The 16,748-nt window shown below is 76.7% G+C and carries 12 protein-coding genes and 1 pseudogene; 5 read left to right on the top strand and 8 right to left on the bottom strand.

Going from position 1 to position 16,748, the window contains the following annotated elements:
• Window positions 1-132 precede the first annotated feature (132 nt).
• The 3 genes from IPM45_03590 (at window position 133) to IPM45_03580 (ending at window position 4,384) form a co-directional block, all read left to right on the top strand.
• The gene (locus IPM45_03590; GenBank protein ID MBK9178655.1) at window positions 133-3,039 is read left to right on the top strand and encodes an ATP-dependent DNA helicase UvrD2; all 2,907 of its coding nucleotides are present in this window, start codon (window positions 133-135) and stop codon (window positions 3,037-3,039) included.
• 106 nt (window positions 3,040-3,145) lie between these two features.
• Complete coding sequence (locus tag IPM45_03585) at window positions 3,146-4,072, top strand: hypothetical protein (GenBank protein ID MBK9178654.1); 927 nt, start codon at window positions 3,146-3,148, stop codon at window positions 4,070-4,072.
• Between the two features lie 57 nt (window positions 4,073-4,129).
• A complete protein-coding gene (locus IPM45_03580; GenBank protein ID MBK9178653.1) occupies window positions 4,130-4,384 on the top strand; it encodes a hypothetical protein in 255 nt (84 codons plus the stop codon).
• Window positions 4,385-4,399: 15 nt separating this feature from the next.
• Here IPM45_03580 and IPM45_03575 read toward each other — a convergent pair whose 3' ends face one another.
• Complete coding sequence (locus tag IPM45_03575; GenBank protein MBK9178652.1) at window positions 4,400-4,750, bottom strand: hypothetical protein; 351 nt, start codon at window positions 4,748-4,750, stop codon at window positions 4,400-4,402.
• 115 nt (window positions 4,751-4,865) lie between these two features.
• On the opposite strand from IPM45_03575, the gene IPM45_03570 reads away from it, so the two are divergent.
• Entirely contained in the window at window positions 4,866-6,164 is a 1,299-nt protein-coding gene (locus tag IPM45_03570; GenBank protein ID MBK9178651.1) for an alpha/beta hydrolase, read from the top strand.
• A 6-nt stretch (window positions 6,165-6,170) separates the two neighbouring features.
• Here the strand turns inward: IPM45_03570 and amrA are convergent, their stop codons facing one another.
• The 3 genes from amrA to amrS are packed head-to-tail and all read right to left on the bottom strand — an operon-like array spanning window position 6,171 to window position 8,751.
• Entirely contained in the window at window positions 6,171-6,770 is a 600-nt protein-coding gene (gene amrA, locus IPM45_03565) for an AmmeMemoRadiSam system protein A (protein ID MBK9178650.1), read from the bottom strand.
• Complete coding sequence (gene amrB / locus IPM45_03560) at window positions 6,767-7,612, bottom strand: AmmeMemoRadiSam system protein B (GenBank protein MBK9178649.1); 846 nt, start codon at window positions 7,610-7,612, stop codon at window positions 6,767-6,769. Before amrB ends, amrA begins: the two co-directional genes overlap by 4 nt.
• Before the next feature lie 41 nt (window positions 7,613-7,653).
• A complete protein-coding gene (gene amrS / locus IPM45_03555) occupies window positions 7,654-8,751 on the bottom strand; it encodes an AmmeMemoRadiSam system radical SAM enzyme (GenBank protein ID MBK9178648.1) in 1,098 nt (365 codons plus the stop codon).
• 111 nt (window positions 8,752-8,862) lie between these two features.
• Here amrS and IPM45_03550 point away from each other — a divergent pair, with 111 nt between their 5' ends.
• Window positions 8,863-9,357, top strand: coding sequence for a DUF4395 domain-containing protein (locus IPM45_03550; GenBank protein ID MBK9178647.1), 495 nt, complete (start codon window positions 8,863-8,865; stop codon window positions 9,355-9,357).
• Between the two features lie 27 nt (window positions 9,358-9,384).
• On the opposite strand, the gene IPM45_03545 is transcribed toward IPM45_03550, so the two are convergent.
• The 4 genes and pseudogenes from IPM45_03545 to IPM45_03530 form a co-directional block, all read right to left on the bottom strand.
• Window positions 9,385-9,570 carry a hypothetical protein gene (locus IPM45_03545; GenBank protein MBK9178646.1) on the bottom strand — a complete coding sequence of 62 codons (186 nt, stop codon included), beginning with the start codon at window positions 9,568-9,570 and terminating at the stop codon, window positions 9,385-9,387.
• A gap of 103 nt (window positions 9,571-9,673) precedes the next feature.
• Window positions 9,674-10,045: a hypothetical protein gene (locus IPM45_03540; protein ID MBK9178645.1), complete on the bottom strand. Its 372-nt coding sequence runs from the start codon at window positions 10,043-10,045 to the stop codon at window positions 9,674-9,676.
• A gap of 235 nt (window positions 10,046-10,280) precedes the next feature.
• A pseudogene (locus IPM45_03535) lies at window positions 10,281-13,571 on the bottom strand (UvrD-helicase domain-containing protein).
• Window positions 13,564-16,734: a PD-(D/E)XK nuclease family protein gene (locus IPM45_03530; GenBank protein MBK9178644.1), complete on the bottom strand. Its 3,171-nt coding sequence runs from the start codon at window positions 16,732-16,734 to the stop codon at window positions 13,564-13,566. Before IPM45_03530 ends, IPM45_03535 begins: the two are co-directional and overlap by 8 nt.
• Window positions 16,735-16,748 lie beyond the last annotated feature (14 nt).

Here is a 16,748-nt window from a genome sequence, read left to right as displayed (position 1 = left end):
TTCCGGCGATGGGAGCCGCTCCCGTTCACCGCCCGGCCCGGCGATGGGGGCGGGCTGGCTAGCCTCGACGCCATGCCCGGCGCGCGCCTCGGACCCACCGTCCGCGCCCGCGGCGGGTGACGGCGAGCGATCGTGGCCGTCCGGTGCGCGAGTTGCGGTGGGGAGCACGACTCCGTCGCCGAGGTCCGCCGGTGCCATGCCGGCGCCCCGCCCGGCCCTCGTCGGGGCGGCGGGGAGCCGGACCCCGAGCCGCCCGGGGAGTGGGACGACGCGGGTTGGGACGACGCGGGCTGGGACGACGCCGACGAGGGGTACGTCGACGGCGAGCCGTCGTGGCCGTCCGGCGGGGGCGAGCCGCCGCGGCCGGGGCCTCGACCGACGGCCCGCGAGGTCGTCGCCCGGGCCGGGCCGGAAGCCCTGGGGAGAGGGCTCGTCGTCGGTGCCGGCGCGTCCCCGGGCGGCCCCTGGTCGGGAGCCGAGCGGGTGGTCATCGACGAGGCGGTGCTGACGAGCCCCGCCGAGGTCCTCGCGACGGTGGAGGCGGCGTGGGTGGGTCGGCGGCGACTGGTCGTCGAGCTCCGGGTGCCGTTCGAGGCCCCTCCCGACGAGGTCGATCGCCGCCCGCCGTTCGCGGTCCCGCCGTCGTTCGCCTTCCCGCTGGAGCGGCTGCACCACCTCGTGTGGTCGAACGCCGTCGACGGGCGCGAACCGGGCCGGGACCGCTGGCGCTGGGCCGAGCTGGCCGTGGCGTCGGGGGCGACGCCCGGGGGCGAGGCCGACGTGCTGCTGCCCGACGGCACCCCCGCCTGGTGCGACGGCGGCCCCTTCCTGGTGGCGGGCCCAGGGTTGGCGGAGGCCGGCGCCGTCGTGCTGCCCCGGGTGAGCGTGGAGCGGGGCTCGCTGCGGCCGCCCGGGCCCGGCGCACCCGACGGGCTGGCCCCCGATCAGCTGGAGGCGGCCCTGCACCCGGGCGGCCCGGCCCGCATCATCGCCCCGGCCGGCTCGGGCAAGACCCGGGTGCTCGCCGAGCGGGCCCGCCAGCTCGTCCTGCGCTGGAACGTGCCCCCGGCCGCGGTGGCGCTGGTCGCCTACAACGTGCGGGCCCGGGAGGAGATGCAGCAGCGCACCACCGACCTGGCCGGGCTGCAGATCCGCACCCTCAACTCGCTCGCGCTCGCGGTGCTCAACGGCACCGGCCCCTTCCGGCGCCGGGGCGCGGCCGTGCGCACCGTCGACGAGCGCGAGGTGCGGGCAATCCTCGACCGGCTCGTCGAGCTCCCGAAGCGCCTCAACACCGACCCCGCGGCGGCCTGGCTCGACGCCCTCACCGGCGTGCGGCTGGGCCTGCGCTCCCCCGAGGAGGTCGAGGGCGCGTTCCAGGGCGACGTCGACGGCCTGGTGGCGGTGTTCCCACGCTTCAGGGAGGCGCTCGCCGCCCAGGGCGCGGTCGACTACGACGAGCAGATCTACCGGGCGATCGAGGTGCTGCTCACCGAGCCGGCCACCCGCCGCTCGGCCCAGCAGGCCTGCCGGCTCCTCCTCGTCGACGAGTTCCAGGACCTCACGCCCGCCCACCTGCTGCTGCTCCGACTCCTGTCCTCGCCCGAGCTGGCCGTGTTCGGCGTGGGCGACGACGACCAGACGATCTACGGGTACTCGGGGGCCTCGCCCCGCTGGCTGATCGACTACCCGGCGCTGTTCGCGGGCGCCGGCACCCACGCGCTGGAGGTGAACTACCGGTGTCCCCCCGCCGTCGTGGGTGCGGCAGCGACGCTCCTCGGCCACAACCGCCAACGGCTGGAGAAGGTGATCCGGCCCGCGCCCGGCCGGATGTCCGAGCCGGCCGCCCTCCGGGTGGAGGTGGCCTCGGATCCGGTGGCGACGACCCTCGACGAGGTGCAGCGGCTCGTGGACGGCGGCGCCGAGCCGGTGGCGGTGGCCGTGCTGGCCCGCGTGCGGGCGTCGCTGGCTCCCGTGCAGGTGGGGCTGGGCTTCCACGGCGTGCCGTGCACCGCGGCCGTGGGCGCGGGCTACCTGCAGCGGACGGGGGTGGCAGCGGCGCTGGCCTGGCTCCGGGTGGCGGCCGCGCCGGCCGCCCTGGCCGGCGCCGACATCGCCGCCAGCGCCCGTCGACCGCCCCGGAAGCTGTCGCCGCGCGTCGTCGAGTGGCTGGCCGAGCAGCGCACGGTGGCGTCGATCCGCCGGCTGGCGGCGCGGCTGGGGGAGCGCGACCGGGGCAAGATCGACGCCTACGCCGACGACGTCGAGCGACTGGCCGGCCTGGTGACCGGCGGGGCGAGGACGGCGGACGTCCTGACGCTGGTGCGCGACGAGCTGGGCCTGGGCGACTCGATCGCGGCTCTCGACGGCTCGCGGCGTGGCCTGGACGCGTCGCACGTGGACGACGTCGACGCCCTGATCGCACTGGGCCGGCTCCACCCGGAGCCCTCCACCTTCGGGCGGTGGCTCCGCGAGCAGCTCGAGCGGCCGGCCGCACCGGGGGGCGTGCAGCTGGCGACCATCCACGCCGTGAAGGGCCGCGAGTGGCCCCACGTGGTGGTCCACCACGTCACCGAGGGCCTGGTGCCGCACCGCCTGGCCGACGACGTGGAGGAGGAGCGCCGGGTCTTCCACGTGGCCCTCACCCGCTGCGCCCTCGACGTGGTGGTGGTGACGGGGACGCCGCCGTCGCCGTTCGTGGCCGAGCTGTCGAGCCCGTGGGTGCCGGGGGCCACCGGCCCGGTCGCGGCCCGGCCGCGCCGCGAACCGTCGGCACCGCCCCGCCGGGGCGGGCCGCAGGAGCCGGCCGACGGGGCGGCGGCCGCGGCCCGGGACGCGCTGCGGGCCTGGCGGCTGGAGCGGTCGAGGGCCGATGGCGTGCCCGCCTACGTGGTGTTCGACAACGCGACGCTGGACGCCCTCGTCGAGCGGCAGCCGTCGACCCTCGCCCAGCTCGCCCAGGTTCGGGGCATCGGCCCGGCCAAGCTCGAGCGCTACGGCGACGAGATCCTGGCGGTGCTCGACCAGGCCCGAGCGTGATCGGCGGGCCGCGGCCGGGCCGGCGGGTGCGGCGGGTGCGGCGGGTGCGGCGCGGCCAGCCCGTATCGTGCGGCCGAGCCCGTGCGTGGCCCCGACCGGAGGTGAGGTGGACCCGCAGCTGCCCGTGCCCGTGCCCGTGCCCGTGCCCCGCCGGGTCCCGGTGACCCTGGCCGACCTGCCGCCGACCCTCGCCGACCGCCTGCGCTTCGACGTGGCCGCCCCCCGGGCCGTCCGCCAGCCGGCCATCCCGCCCGAGGCCAGGCGGCAGTTCCGGGCGATCTGGGACTCGCTGGTGGCCGAGCTGGCCTGGCAGTACCAGCACACCGGGTACGCCGAGGCCCGCACGCCCAGGGACTTCGAGCGGCGCCTTCGCCGCATCACGCCGGTGATCGACCAGGCCGAGCGGGCCGTGATCTACGCCGGCACCCACTTCCCGATGCCGGGGGGCAACCCGTGGGCCCACATCGCCTACGCCGGCACCGCCTCGGGCGGCCTCACCGCCGTCGACCAGGTGCTCACCTACGGGAGCGCCGGCGCCGCGTTCGCCGTGGCGGCCGCCACCGCGGTCATCAGCGAGCTCTTCGACGTGTACGTCGCGGCATCGGCCCGCTCCCGCCAGTACCTGCGTGCCGGCCGCGACCCCGACGCCGAGATGGTCGCCGTCGACCTGGGCGAGGCCCTGGCCGGAGCGGGCGTCACCATCGCCGGCCGAGCCACCCGGCGGCGGGCGGCCGCACCGGCGCTGCTGGCCCTGGCCGAGCGGCTCGTCCGGCGTTCGGTCAGCCGCTTCGCCAAGGCGCTGCTGCTCGTGGCCGGCATCGGGTGGGCCGCGGCGTCCTCGGCCCGGGTGGTGCAGAAGGTCACGACACCGCCGCTCGCGCCGGTGGACCCCGACGAGGCCGCACGGCTGCTGCGCGACGCGGCCGCCGACTGGCTCTTCGAGCAGGGCGACGAGCCCGCGGGCACCACGGCGGGCTGGGTGCCGCCGCCCCTGCCGGCCATCGAGCCCGGTCGCCCGGGCCGCGACGGGTGACGGTCACCGGCTCGAAGGCCCCGGCCGTCGGCGTCGAACACGTGTACGATCCGGGTCGTGGACCTCGCCGACTCCTGGGAGGGGCTGGAGCTCCTCCGCCGCTCCGTCGCCATGCTCGGGCCGGGCACGCCCGCCCTCGATCGTGAGCAGGCCCTGTCGCTGCTGGCCGAGGTGCAGCGGCTCCGGACCGAGCTGACCTGGTTCGAGCACGGTCTGCGGCGGCTGCTCGACGAGCGGCCCGGGCCCGAGCGGTCGCCGCACCGGCCCCCCGGCGCGCGCGCCGACGGGGCCACGCGGGGCCCCGTCGGGTGAGTGGACGGCGAGCGGTCAGGCGGCCTTGGGCACCCCGGCCGGCGCAGCCGCAGGCTTGCGCGGCGCCCGCTTGCGGGCAGGCTTCGCCTCGATCTTGACCAGCACCGGGTGCATGGCCTTCACCAGGGCCTTGGCGTACTCGGTCTCGTGGGTGACCAGCTTGTGGGCGAACGACGAGCCGTTGTCGACGAGCTGCGTGAGGGTGGGCAGCTCGGAGAGGAACGGCCAGGCCGGCCGCTCGGGGATGTAGTCGGCCACGGCCTCGGCGACCGTGCCGACCACTGAGACGATGGGCTCCTCGACCCTGTCGAGCAGGTCGAGCAGCTCCTCCTCCATGTTCACCATGGACTGCATCAGCGGTGTCATGACTTCCTCCCGGGGCACGCATTCTCCGTACCCCACATCCAGTGGACGCCGGAGGGGTAACAAATGCAAGCGGTCGTTTGCCACAGTGAGCAGATCGGACCCGTAGCATGCCGGGGTGCGCGACCGCGACGACCCGGTGCCCGGCGACGGTGGTGACCAGGCGCCCGGCGACGGTGGTGACCAGGCGCCCGGCGCCCGGCGGGTCGCGACCTGGGTGGCCCTGGTCGGCATGCTCGTGGTGGCCACGCTGGCGGGTGTGGCCATCATCGGCGTGGCCGGGCGGCGCGCCGCCGAGGTCGACCGCCAGCAGGCCCTCGATCCCTTCTACGCCACCCCGTACGAGCTGCCACCGGGCGAGCCCGGGCAGCTGATCCGGGCCGAGCTGCTCGACGACCAGCCGTCCGACGGCACCGGCTGGCGGATCCTCTACCGCTCGGAGCTGCCGGACGGCACCGACGTGGCCGTCAGCGGGCTGATGTTCGTTCCCGACGGCGAGCCACCGGCCGGCGGCCGGCCCGTGGTGGCCTGGGCGCACCCCGCCGCCGGCATGGCCGACCGGTGCGCGCCCTCCCGGACGGAGCACCCGGAGCAGGTGATGCCGTGGCTCGACGGGATGCTCGACCGTGGCTGGGTGGTGGTCGGGACCGACTACGCGGGCCTCGGCACGGGCGGCGTGCTGCCCTATCTGATCGGCGAGAGCGCAGGGCGGGACGTCCTCAACTCGGTGCGTGCCGCGTCGGGGCTCACCGAGGCGGGCGCCGGCACCAGGTTCGCCACGTGGGGGCACTCCGAGGGCGGGCACGCGGCGCTCTGGGCGGCGGGTCTGGCGCCGAGCTACGCGCCCGAGCTGGGGCTGGTGGGTGCGGCGGCGGCGGCGCCGGCGGCGGAGCTCGAACCGCTGATCCGCACCCAGTGGGACACCGCCGCCGGCAACGCCCTCGGACCGCTGGTGGCGGCCACCTGGCCCACCTACTACCCCGAGCTGGACGCCGAGCAGGTGGCGACCTCGTCGGGCCTCCAGGCCATCCCGGGGCTGGTGACGCGCTGCGAGGACGGCCTGGCGGCCAGCGGGACCGTGCGGGCGGGCCTCGACGATCAGTTCTTCGCCGGTGACCCGATGGCGGTCGAGGCCTGGCGCGCCCGCGCCGAGGAGAACACGCCCGGGCCGCCGGGGGTCCCGGTGCTCGTGGCCCAGGGGACGGCCGACGACGTCGTCCCGCCCGAGACGACCCGGCTGCTCGCTCGCCGCTTCTGCCAGGCCGGCGTCGAGCTCGGCGTCGACTGGATGCCGGGCGTCACGCACGCCGAGGCGGGGCCTCGGGCCGGCCCGGCGGTGACCGAGTGGCTGGCCGAGCGGTTCGCCGGAGCGCCGGCCGGCTCCACCTGCGACGTCGGCCCGGCGGCGGGCGGCTAGCCGGGCTCAGCGCCCGTCGCCGGGGCGGCGCACCGCGATCTGGGTGGTGTAGCGGTGGGCCCGCACCCCGCCCGGCCACCGCCGGCCGAACCCGGCCTTCAGCTGCAGCGCCTCGACGAAGGCCGCCGCTGCCGGCACGTGGTGCCACACGGCCGGGAGCAGGGTGCCTCGCCGGTTGCCGGCTTCGACCAGCACGCCGTCGATCCCGGGTCGCAGGGCCGCGGCCAGCTCGGCCGGATCGCTTGCCGGCACCGGCTCCAGGGCGGAGAGCACCGACACGGTGATCGTGAGCTCGTCGACGTGGTGGGCCGCGAGGCCCGGTGATCGAGGGTCGCGGAAGGCCGCGGCGAGGGCATGGTCGGCGACGTCGACCACCAGGGGCCGTCGCGGGGTCAGGGTGCCCATGCAGCCGATCAGGCGCTCGTCGCGCTCGAGGGTGACGAAGGAGGCACCCGGCGCGGCCAGCGGCGCCGCGTGCGAGGCCGGATCGGGCGCCCAGCCGGCCACCCCGGCCACGGCTCGGCGCAGGGCGGTCTCGGCCACGCCGAGGAGGGACTCGAGGTGCTCGGTCGAGAGCACGTCGGCGGCTGCGGCGTGGCTGGTCACCGGAGCGCGAAGGCGCCGTAGCCGACCACCCGGTCGGGCGGACCCGCGGTGTCGTGGGACGTGCGCACATCGAGCTGCTCCACGGCCATCCCCCGGCGGCGGGCCGCCTCGAGCAGCCCTCGCAGCGGGGTGGCGCCACAGGCGTCGTCGGGCCCGATGGAGCCCCACTCGCCGGTGGCGATGGCGGCCGCGGTCCGCGCGTCGAGGGCGCGGGCCGTCGCGTGATCGTGGAAGTGGCTGAGGTCGGTGCTCACGACGACGAGGGTGGACGGACCGTCCCACACGAGGCCGAGGATGTCGGCCACCACGTCGGCGGGCGCGCGACCCGCGAGCAGTGGCAGGACCGTGAAGTCGCCCAGGATCCGCTGGAGGAAGGGCAGCTGCACCTCGAGGCAGTGCTCGGGCCCGTGGGAGAGGTCGTCGATCATCACCGCCGGGTGGGTCAGCAGGGCGTCGCGGCCGTGGGCGTCGACCGGCACCTCGCCCAGGGGGGTGGCCAGGGCGTCGACCCCGCTGACGGCCACCCCGCGCACGGGCACGTGATGGGCAGGACCGATGAGCACGACCCGCTCGACGGCGCGCGCGGCCGCCCGGTCTGCCGCGAGCAGCGCGTAGGCCCGTGCCGCCACCGGCCCGGAGTAGAGGTAGGCGGCGTGGGGCACGATCAGGGCCTTGGGAGCGACGGCCGGCAGGGAGGCGGGGCCGGTGGCGGCGGCAGGGGGAGCGGCCTCGGCCGCGGCCGCGAGCAGGCCGTCGACCTGGGCGGCCAGGGCGTCGGGGTCGGCCGGGTAGAAGCGACCGGCGACGGCCTCCGGACGGACGGTGAGCGACGGATCGGCCACGGCGTCGGAGCGCCGCCGCCGGGGGTGGGTCGGCTCGTGGCTCACGACCAGCGCTCCTCGTAGCTACGCAGGTGCACGGGCCGGCGCCGTGCCCCCCACTCGCCCGGTGGGCCGTCGAACACGCCCGGGCACGCCTGGCCGCAGCTCCGGCAGCGCCCGTCGGCGGTGAGGTGCCAGCGCCGCAGCACGTACCAGTCGCGCTCGACCAGCACCTCGCCGCACCCGGTGCACCGGGTGGACCCGCCGTCGGTGTCGTGCACGTTGCCCGTGTACGCGTGTCGGACCCCGTTGCCCAGAGCGATCCGGCGGGCCCGGGTGAGCGTGGCCGGCGGGGTGGGGGGGATGTCGCGCATCTTGAAGTCGGGGTGGAAGGCGGTGAAGTGCATGGGCACGTCGGGACCGAGGTGCTCGACGACCCACCGGGTCATGCGGTCGAGCTCGTCGTCGCCGTCGTTGTGGCCCGGGATCAGGAGGGTGGTGAGCTCCACCCACACGCCGAGCTCGTGCACCAGCACCTCGAGGGTGTCGAGCACCGGCTGGAGGCGAGAGGCCGTGACCCGACGGTAGAAGCCGTCGGTGAACGCCTTGAGGTCGACGTTGGCCGCGTCGATGCGGGAGAACAGCTCGCGCCGCGGCTCGGCGCACATGTAGCCGTTGGTGACGGCGACGGTGCGCACCTCGGCCGCGTGGCAGGCGTCGGCCACGTCGACGGCGTACTCCAGGAACACGATGGGGTCGTTGTAGGTGAAGGCGACGCTGGCGCACCCCAGCTCGCGGGCGGCCCGGGCGATCGTCTCGGGCATGGCCTCGTCGGCGAGCGCGTCGGTGCTGCGGGCCGCTGAGATGTCCCAGTTCTGGCAGAAGCGGCAGGCCAGGTTGCAGCCGGCGGTGCCGAAGCTGAGCACCGACGTGCCCGGCAGGAAGTGGTTGAGCGGCTTCTTCTCGATGGGGTCGATGCAGTAGCCGCTGGAGCGGCCGTAGGTGGTGAGCACGATCTCGTCCTGCTGGCGCTCGCGCACGAAGCACAGGCCCCGCTGGCCCTCGTGCAGCTTGCAGGCGCGCGGGCACACGTCGCACTGCACGCGCCCGTCGTCGAGGGCGTGCCAGAAGCGGGTGGGCACGGTGGTCGGTGCAGCCATCGACTCCAGGGTGCCCCATGTGGACCCCGCCGCCAACCATCGGCCGACAATGCCGACAATCCCGATCCAACTACTTGTATTTAGGGGCCCTTGTCCGGTACCGTGCCGCCCGTGGCCCGGCTCCTCCTGCGCTTCCCCAACCCGGTCGACGAGGTGAACGCCCGTCTGGTGGCCGGGGGCGTCGTCGTGCTCGCCGTCGCCACCCTGCTCACCCGGCAGCCCTGGCTGCTGGTGGTGCTGGCGACCGGGTTCGTGCTGCGGGTGCTGGCCGGCCCCCGATGGAGCCCGCTCGCGCTGGTGGCCACCCGGGTCGTGCGGCCCCGGCTGCGCGTGGCCCCCCGGTGGGTCGCGGGCCCGCCGAAGCGGTTCGCGCAGGGCATCGGCGCCACGCTGACGGTGATCGCCTCGGTCGCGGCCCTGGGGTTCGGGGTGACCGGCCCGGCGTGGGTGCTGACGGCGATGCTCCTGGCCGCCGCGTCCCTCGAGGCCTTCGTGGGGTTCTGCCTGGGCTGCACCCTGTTCGGTCTGGCCGTGCGCCTGGGGCTGGTGCCCCAGGAGGTCTGCGAGGCCTGCTCGAACCTCGACCTGCGCCACCAGGCGGCCTGAGCGGCCGCCCGGCGAGGACGGGCCCGATCAGTCCTTGGTGGCCACGAAGTTGGGCGTGACGTTCGCCTTCGGCTCGTAGGCGCGGGCCTCGACCTGGCGTCGCTCGCCTCCCAGGGCGCCGCGCAGCTCGGCCCGGCACGAATCGCAGGGCCCGTAGAAGCGCACCTCTGCCGTCGCCTGGCAGCGGGGGCACGTGATGGTGGTGGTCTCCATGGCGCTCCTCCTCGGGGTCCCACGACCCTGCCACGTGCCGGCCGGCGCCACAACGATCGACGTGAGCCTCCTGGGGGCCCGGTGAGCGGCCGGGGCGACTCGCTCAGGGGATGAAGTCGTGGGGGTTCACCAGCTTGGTCGGGCAGGCTCCGTGGCCGCCCAGCAGGTCGCTGTCCTGGTCGCCGACGTTGGCCACGATCGTGTGGCTCTGCGCCTCGATGTCGGCCCGGGCGCCCGTCTTGTCGGGGATGACCGACGCCTCGGCGTACGACGACGGGCGGAGGTGCCGCCGGGCAGAGGTGTCGTAGCCGGCGGTGAGGAGCTGGGCCTCGGTGATGGCCCGGAGCGCCTCGGGGCGGCCGGTGATGAAGAAGACGGCCACGCCGTTGGCACGGGCGGCGCGGTACAGCTCGAGTGCGCCCTGGTTCGCCGGGTAGCCGACGATGGTGCCGGCCGGGTCGCTGTTGGTGCCCAGCTCGCCCGCCGTCGCGCCCTGGTACGGGGCCGGGGCCGGGGGCGGGGGGCCGTCGTGGCGGGGGGGACGGTAGCCAGCGCGGCGGTCAGCCGCCGGCCGCGTCGATGGCGGGCTCGTCGGCCTCGAGCTCGGTGCGCAGGTCGGGGCGCCCCTCGAAGCCTGCCCGCTCGGCCCGGGCGGCCTCGCCGCTGGCGACCGCGGCCCGGGCCGCGTCCACCGCGCCGGAGAGGTCGGGGAGCTCGCGCTCGACCGCGCCTTGCCCGGTGAGGAACACGAACACCACCCGGTCGACCGGCTCGCCGGTCGACTCGGCCGCGGCCAGGGCGTAGGCGCCGCCCTGGAGCCGGTAGCGACCGAGGCGGCGGTCGATCTCGGCGGCGTCGGCCCCGACGGCCGTCTTGTAGTCGACGACCACCAGGCCGGCCCGGTCGCGGACGAGCAGGTCGAGGTAGCCCTCGAGGAGGGTGTCGCCGATCGGGACCGCGACGTAGGTCTCCCGCCAGAAGGGCAGGGTGGTGGCCTGCCGCACGGTGGGCGCCTGGAGCGCCTCGCGGGCGAGGGCCTCGATGGTGGCGTCGCGGCCCACCACCCCCTCGGCGGCTGCCTGGGCGGCTACGGCCTCGTGCAGCCCGTGGCCGGTGGCCAGGTCGACGGTCTGGAGCACGGCGTGCACCGCCCGCCCCACGGCGGAGCCGTAGCGCCCCTTGAGCCACGGGGGCAGGTCGAGGTCGCGCGGTCGCTTGTCGAGCCCCGGATCGGCCGGCGCGGTGGCGTCGAGGCCGGCTGGTGGCGCGAGCGCAGTGGCGGCGACCGTGTGGGGTCGGGTGCCGCCGTCGACGCTCCGCCGCAGCTCCGCTTCCCACTGGTCGAAGGGCGCGAGCGGGACCGCGTCGCGAGGGGCGGCGCTCGCCGCCGGGCGCGCCGCCGCCGGCGCCAGCTCCGGCCCGAGGTCGGCCCCTGCCGCGCCGAGCGCCCGGGCCAGCAGCTCGGCGGCGGTGCTCGAGGCGTCGTCCGCCTCCGCCCGCTCCGCCCGGTGGAGCGAGACGACCAGGTGGTCGCGGGCGCGGGTGCAGGCCACGTAGAGCAGACGGAGGCGCTCGTGGTGGTCGAGCTGCTCGTCGACGGGGGAGAGCCGGTCGTAGTCGGCGCTGCGGTTGCCGCCGAGCCGCAGGGAGACCGACCCCTCGAGCCAGCTGACCGAGACCTGGCTGGGGCGGCCACCGGGCCTCGAGCTGAGGCCCGACACCACCACGATCGGGAACTCGAGGCCCTTCGAGGCGTGGATGGTGAGGAGCCGGGCCGAGTCGTCGTCGGTCTCGGGGAGCACCGTCTCGGCCACCCGGCCGCCGTCGTCGGCCTGGCGGTCGACCCAGCGGAGCCAGTCGCGCACCGTGCCGTGCTCGGCCTCGCTCCAGGCCCGTGCCTGGTCGATCACGAAGCGCACGCGGCGCCACAGGTCGCGCGGCCGGCCGGTGGCGATCCCCGCTTCGAGCAGGCGCCGGTCGCGCACGACCTGGTCGAGGAGCTCGCTGGGCGACCGCCAGGCCCGCTCGCGGTGGAGGCCCCGGAGGTAGGCCAGGGCGGTGCCCACCGGATCGTCGGGTGGCACCCCGTCGGGAGGTGGGGCCTGGTGGTTCCAGCGGCCGCCCCGCTCGACCTTCCACCGGAACAGGTCGTCGTCGCCGCACCCGAACAGGGGGGAGCGCAGCGCCGCCACCAGGGCCAGCTCGTCGGTGGGATCGTCGATGGCCCGCACCGCCGCGACCAGGTCGCGGATCGCCCGGCTCGCGTACACCAGCGAGCTGGCTTCGGCCCGGTAGGGGATGCCGGCCTCGTCGAGCGCGTCCTCGAGGATGGGGAGCGAGGTGCGGGCCGGCAGGAGCACCGCGATGTCGCCGGGGCGGGCCGGCCGCCAGCGCTCGGTGCCGTCGGGCGCCTTGTCGGCGACCAGCCAGCCGCCGTCGAGAGCGGCGCAGACGGCCCGGGCCACGTCGGCCGCCTCGCCCGTGCGGATCTGGTCGGCCTTGGTGCCCTTGGGGTGGGGCACCCGCCCCACGGCGACGACGGGCGGCCCCGCTCCGGCCGCCAGGGCGCGCGTGGCCTGCAGGGGAACGAACGCCGGCTGGGCGTCGGGCGTGGCCGTGATGAGCCCGGCGAACACGGCGTTCACCCACGCGAGCACCGGCTCGACGGTGCGGAAGTTGGCGGTGAGCTCGACGGGCGGGTGGCCGAACGCGGCGCGGGCCTGCAGGAACAGGGCGATGTCGGCACGCCGGAACCGGTAGATCGACTGCTTGGGGTCGCCCACGAAGAAGAGGTGGCCCGGCTCGGTGGGCACGTCGGGCCAGTCGACGCCGTCGACGTCGGCCGCCGGGTCGGCGGCGATGAGGACCGCCAGCTCGATCTGGATCGGGTCGGTGTCCTGGAACTCGTCGAGCAGCAGCCGCTGGTAGCGGCGGTGCAGGGCGCCCCGGACCGCTCGGCCGTGGCGGGGATCGCGCAGCAGCCGGCGGGCCAGCACGAGCAGGTCGTGGAACTCGAGGTGGCCCAGGGCCCGCCGCTCGTCGGCGGCCTCGAGCGTGAACCGCGCCAGCGCTGCGCCGAGCTTGTCGAGCACAGCGCCGGTCACGGCATCGCGCCAACCGGCCAGGCCCGCCGCGGCCACCTCGACGGCGCCGCGCACGTCGGCCACCGGGATGTCCCAGCTTCCCGTCTTCCCCTTCCCCCCCACCTTGAGGCTGGGGGCGGAGCCGCTCTTGGGATGGCTGAGGGCGAGGGCGTCGGCCGCGTCGAAAGCGCTCCGGAGCCGCTCGACGAAGCCGGCGATCTCCCGGAGGCGGGCGAGGAGCTTGTCGGCGGGATCGGTGCAGTGCCGCCCGAGGGCGACGGCCTCGTCGAGCTGGCGGAGCACGTCGACCAGCCCGGAGGTGTCGGGCTCGACCGGCGCGAGCGACCCGAGCCGCTCGTCGACCAGGTCCCAGTTGTCGCCGAAGATGCGGGCGACGTGGCGGAGCTGGTCGATGGAGATCCCGGCGCCGACGGCGAGGTGCAGGGTGGCCTCGAGGGCGGGGTCGGCGAGGAGCCCGTCGCGGAAGCGGTCCCAGCGCCGGTCGAACGCCACCGCCGACGCCACCTCGTCGAGCACCTCCAGCCGCGGTGGCAGCCGGGCCTCGACGGGGTGCTCTCGCAGGATGCGCTGGGCGAAGCTGTGCAGGGTACCGATGGCGGCGCCGTCGAGCTGCTCCAGGGCCAGGCGCCACGTGGCCGACCGGGGGCCGCCGGCGGCCTCGCGCTCCTCCAGCCGCTGGCGCACGCGGTCGCGCAGCTCGGCCGCCGCCTTCTCGGTGAACGTGATGGCCGCGATGGCGCGCAGCTCGACCCCGTGCGCGACCAGCTCGACGATCCGGTCGACGAGCGCGGTGGTCTTGCCCGAGCCGGCGCCGGCCTCGACGAACTGGGTCTCGTCGAGCCTCGAGACGACGAGGTCGCGGGCGTCGTGGTCGGGGGGGAGGGGCCGGTCAGCCATCGTCGTCCTCGCCGTCGACGGCACGCCCCGGCTCGAGCAGGGCCACCAGCCGGGCCAGCTCGGGAGCGGTGCGGATCCGGCCCCACGCGCGGATGACGTCGCTCACGCCGAGCCCGTCCGGGTCGCAGAACGGGCAGCCTCCCTTGCCGGGGCGGGCGTCGTGCGGGGGGCGGGCCGGGAAGGCGCCCTGCTCGATCGACGCCACCAGGGTGTCGAGGACGGCCCGGAAGCGCTCGAGCACGGCCGGCGTCACCTCGTAGCCGACCTCTCGGAAGTCGGCCCGCGGGGTGATGAACCAGTACTCGGCGCGGACGGGCGCGTCGGGTCGTCCGTGCCAGGCCCGGGCGGCCAGCGAGTACACCGGCAGCTGCAGCAGGGTGGCACCCAGATCGGGGTCGTCCTCGCTCAACCCCCGGTAGCCGTCGATGCTGCCCGTCTTGTAGTCGACGACGAGGAGCCGCCCGCCGGCGCACACGTCGACGCGGTCGGCGGAGCCGCGGAAGCCGACCACGCGCCCGTCGGGGAGCTCGATCGGCACCGCCGGCTGCCCGCTGCTGCTGCGCCCGAAGGAGAGCTCGGCCGCGACCGGCGTGGCGCCGAGGACGGCCCGGCGACGGTCGTCCTCGTCGAGCAGCCGGTCGAGGTTGCGCAGGATCTGGCGGCGGTCGCGACGCCAGAAGACGGCGCGACCGGTGAGGCCCCTGGCCTCGTACCGGTCGCACGCCTCGTCGGCCAGCTCCCGGAGCCGGGCGCGCCGGACCGGCGGCCACGGCTCGTCGGGCCGGGGCGCGGCGCCCCCCGCGAGCACCTCGGTGAGGAACGCCTCGAGCGCCTGGTGGACGAGCGAGCCCTGCTCCAGCGGGCTGATGCGCAGCAGCTCCTCGGGCTCCTCCGGGACCGAGACCCGCAGGACGTGCTCGAGGAGGTAGCGGTGCGGGCACGTCGCGTAGGCCTGCATGGCCGTGGCCGACGTGGTGCTGGACACCGGCGACGGCACGGCGCACCCGGCGAGGTTGCCGTCGAAGCGGGTGAACCGCACGCTGCGGCGGGCCGTCGTCAGCTCGACGGCGGCGGCGAGGGCAGGGTCGCCACTCACCAGGGGGTGGCCGGGCAGCGCCCCGGCGGCCGTGGTGGCCAGGGCCCGCAGCCGGTACTCCTGCGCCGTCGCCGGCCGTTCGCCACGCGTGACCCCTGCGGCGAACGACGGCACGTGGGTCACCCAGGGCTCGTCGAGCGCGGCCAGGTCGGCCGGCCAGAGCCGTCGACCGACCTGCTCGCCGGCGATGCGCAGCAGCCACCGGGACGGCACCTGCTCGGCGCTCCGGCGGAGGTCGCCCCGGGGAGCGGCCAGGATCACCCGGTGGCGGGCGGCGGCCACCGCCGCGACCAGCTCGCGGTGCTGCCGGGGGAGGGTGTCGGCCCGCAGGGGGAGCTCCCCGGCGGTGGCGGCGCGCTCATGGTCGGGCAGCAGGGCGTCGTCGCTCACCCGGGCGGGCAGCAGGCCCTCGGCCGCTCCCACCACGACGACGACGTCGAGGTCGAGGCCCAGCCCCAGGCCGAGCGCGCCGACCAGGACGCCCTCGCCGAGCCGTCCGGTGCGTCCCAGGTCGTCGTCGAGCTCGGCTTCGAGGGTCCGGGCGAACTCCTCCAGGGTGGGCCGGTCCGCCACCCCCTCGAGGCCGGCCAGCCGCTCCAGCGTGGCGTCGACGCGGTCGGCCGCCCGCTGTTCGGCCGCCGGCCACCGGGCGCGGGCCGCCTCGCCGCCGAGCAGCCGGCGGAGCAGGTCGCCGGCCCACCGGGCGGTGGCCGGCCAGCTGGCGAGCCGGGCTCCCCGGGCCAGCTCGGACCCCAGGGCGAGCACCCAGGCGCGCAGGGCGCGGGCCCGTTCTGCGTCGCGGCGCCGGCCCTCGATCGACCAGGGGCGCGGCTCGGGGGCGGCCTCCTCGGCGGCCGCTTCGGCCTCGAGGCGGTCGGCGAGCAGCGTGAGCCGCCGGTCCCAGTCGTCGAGGTCGCGCACCACCCCGGCCTCGCGGGACAGCCGGTCCCAGGCGGCCGCAGGCACCCAGCGCCCCTCGGGGTCGAGGATCGGCGCCCCCGTGAGGAGCGCCAGCGTGTCGGGCCGGGCGAAGCGGGCGGCGGGGAGGGCGAGGGTCCGGAGCAGGGCGCGGCCCGCGCCGCGCTCGCTCACCGGGCGCACCGCGGTGCCGTTGAACGGGATGCCGGCGCCGGCGAGCTGCTCGTGCAGGATGCGGGCGTAGGGGTCGCGGGTGCCGTACAGCACGGCGATCCGCTCGGCCGGGACGCCCTCGCCGAGGGCCGCGATGATCCGTCGGACCACGGCCCGCACCTCGTCGTCGGCGTCGGAGGCGGTGAGCACCTCGACCGCGGCGGCGGACGGGGCCGCGGGCCCCGGGGCGGCGGGGCAGGGGCAGAGGCGTTCGAGGGAGCGGTGCACGTCGGCGTCGGCCCGGTCGTCGCCGGTGAGGCCGGCGATCACGACGAGGGGTCCGCGGGCGCCGAGGGCCTGGAGCAGGCGGCCCGCGCCCTGCGAGAGCTGCTGGGGGAGGTGGACGACGACGGTGCCGAGCTCTCGTGCGACGGGTGCCACCTCGGTGGCGGAGGTGGCCGCGTCGAGCAGGTCGGCCTCGTCGTACCAGCCGGGCCGGAGGTGGGCGCGGGCCGCCGCGCAGAGGCGCACCACGTCGCTGGCACGGGGGCTGCAGGCGGCCAGCGCGGCCTGGGCCCGCGACGACACGTCGGCCAGCTCGCGGAACGCGCCGACGAGGGCCTCCTCGGTGGCCGGATGGCCGGCGACGGGCTCGAACACGCCGGGCTCGGCCCGGAGGGCGTGGCGCAGCGCGGCGGTGACGACCGGCGTCGACACCGGTCGGCGCCCGCCGGCGGCCAGCGCGGGCGCGCCCAGGAGCTCGGCCAGGCGGTACGGCGTGAGCAGGGTGACCCCGGCGACGCCCGCGCCGCGGCCGGCCAGCGGGCCCAGACCACCCGACGCCAGCTGCCGGCGGGCGGCCACGCCCACGTAGTTGGAGGGGACGACGATGGTCACGGGTGCCAGCGGGTCTCCCCCCTTGGCCGCGGCCACGGCACGGTGGAGCGCCTCCGCGGCCGGGGGGCCGTAGGCCGTGGTGATCACCTCGATGGCCACGTCCCCACAGTACG

It is taken from the genome of Acidimicrobiales bacterium, assembly GCA_016716005.1.
Lineage (GTDB): Bacteria > Actinomycetota > Acidimicrobiia > Acidimicrobiales > JADJXE01 > JADJXE01.
The sequence above is the reverse complement of the archived record's forward strand: the minus strand, read 5'-3'. Positions and strand labels throughout refer to the sequence as shown.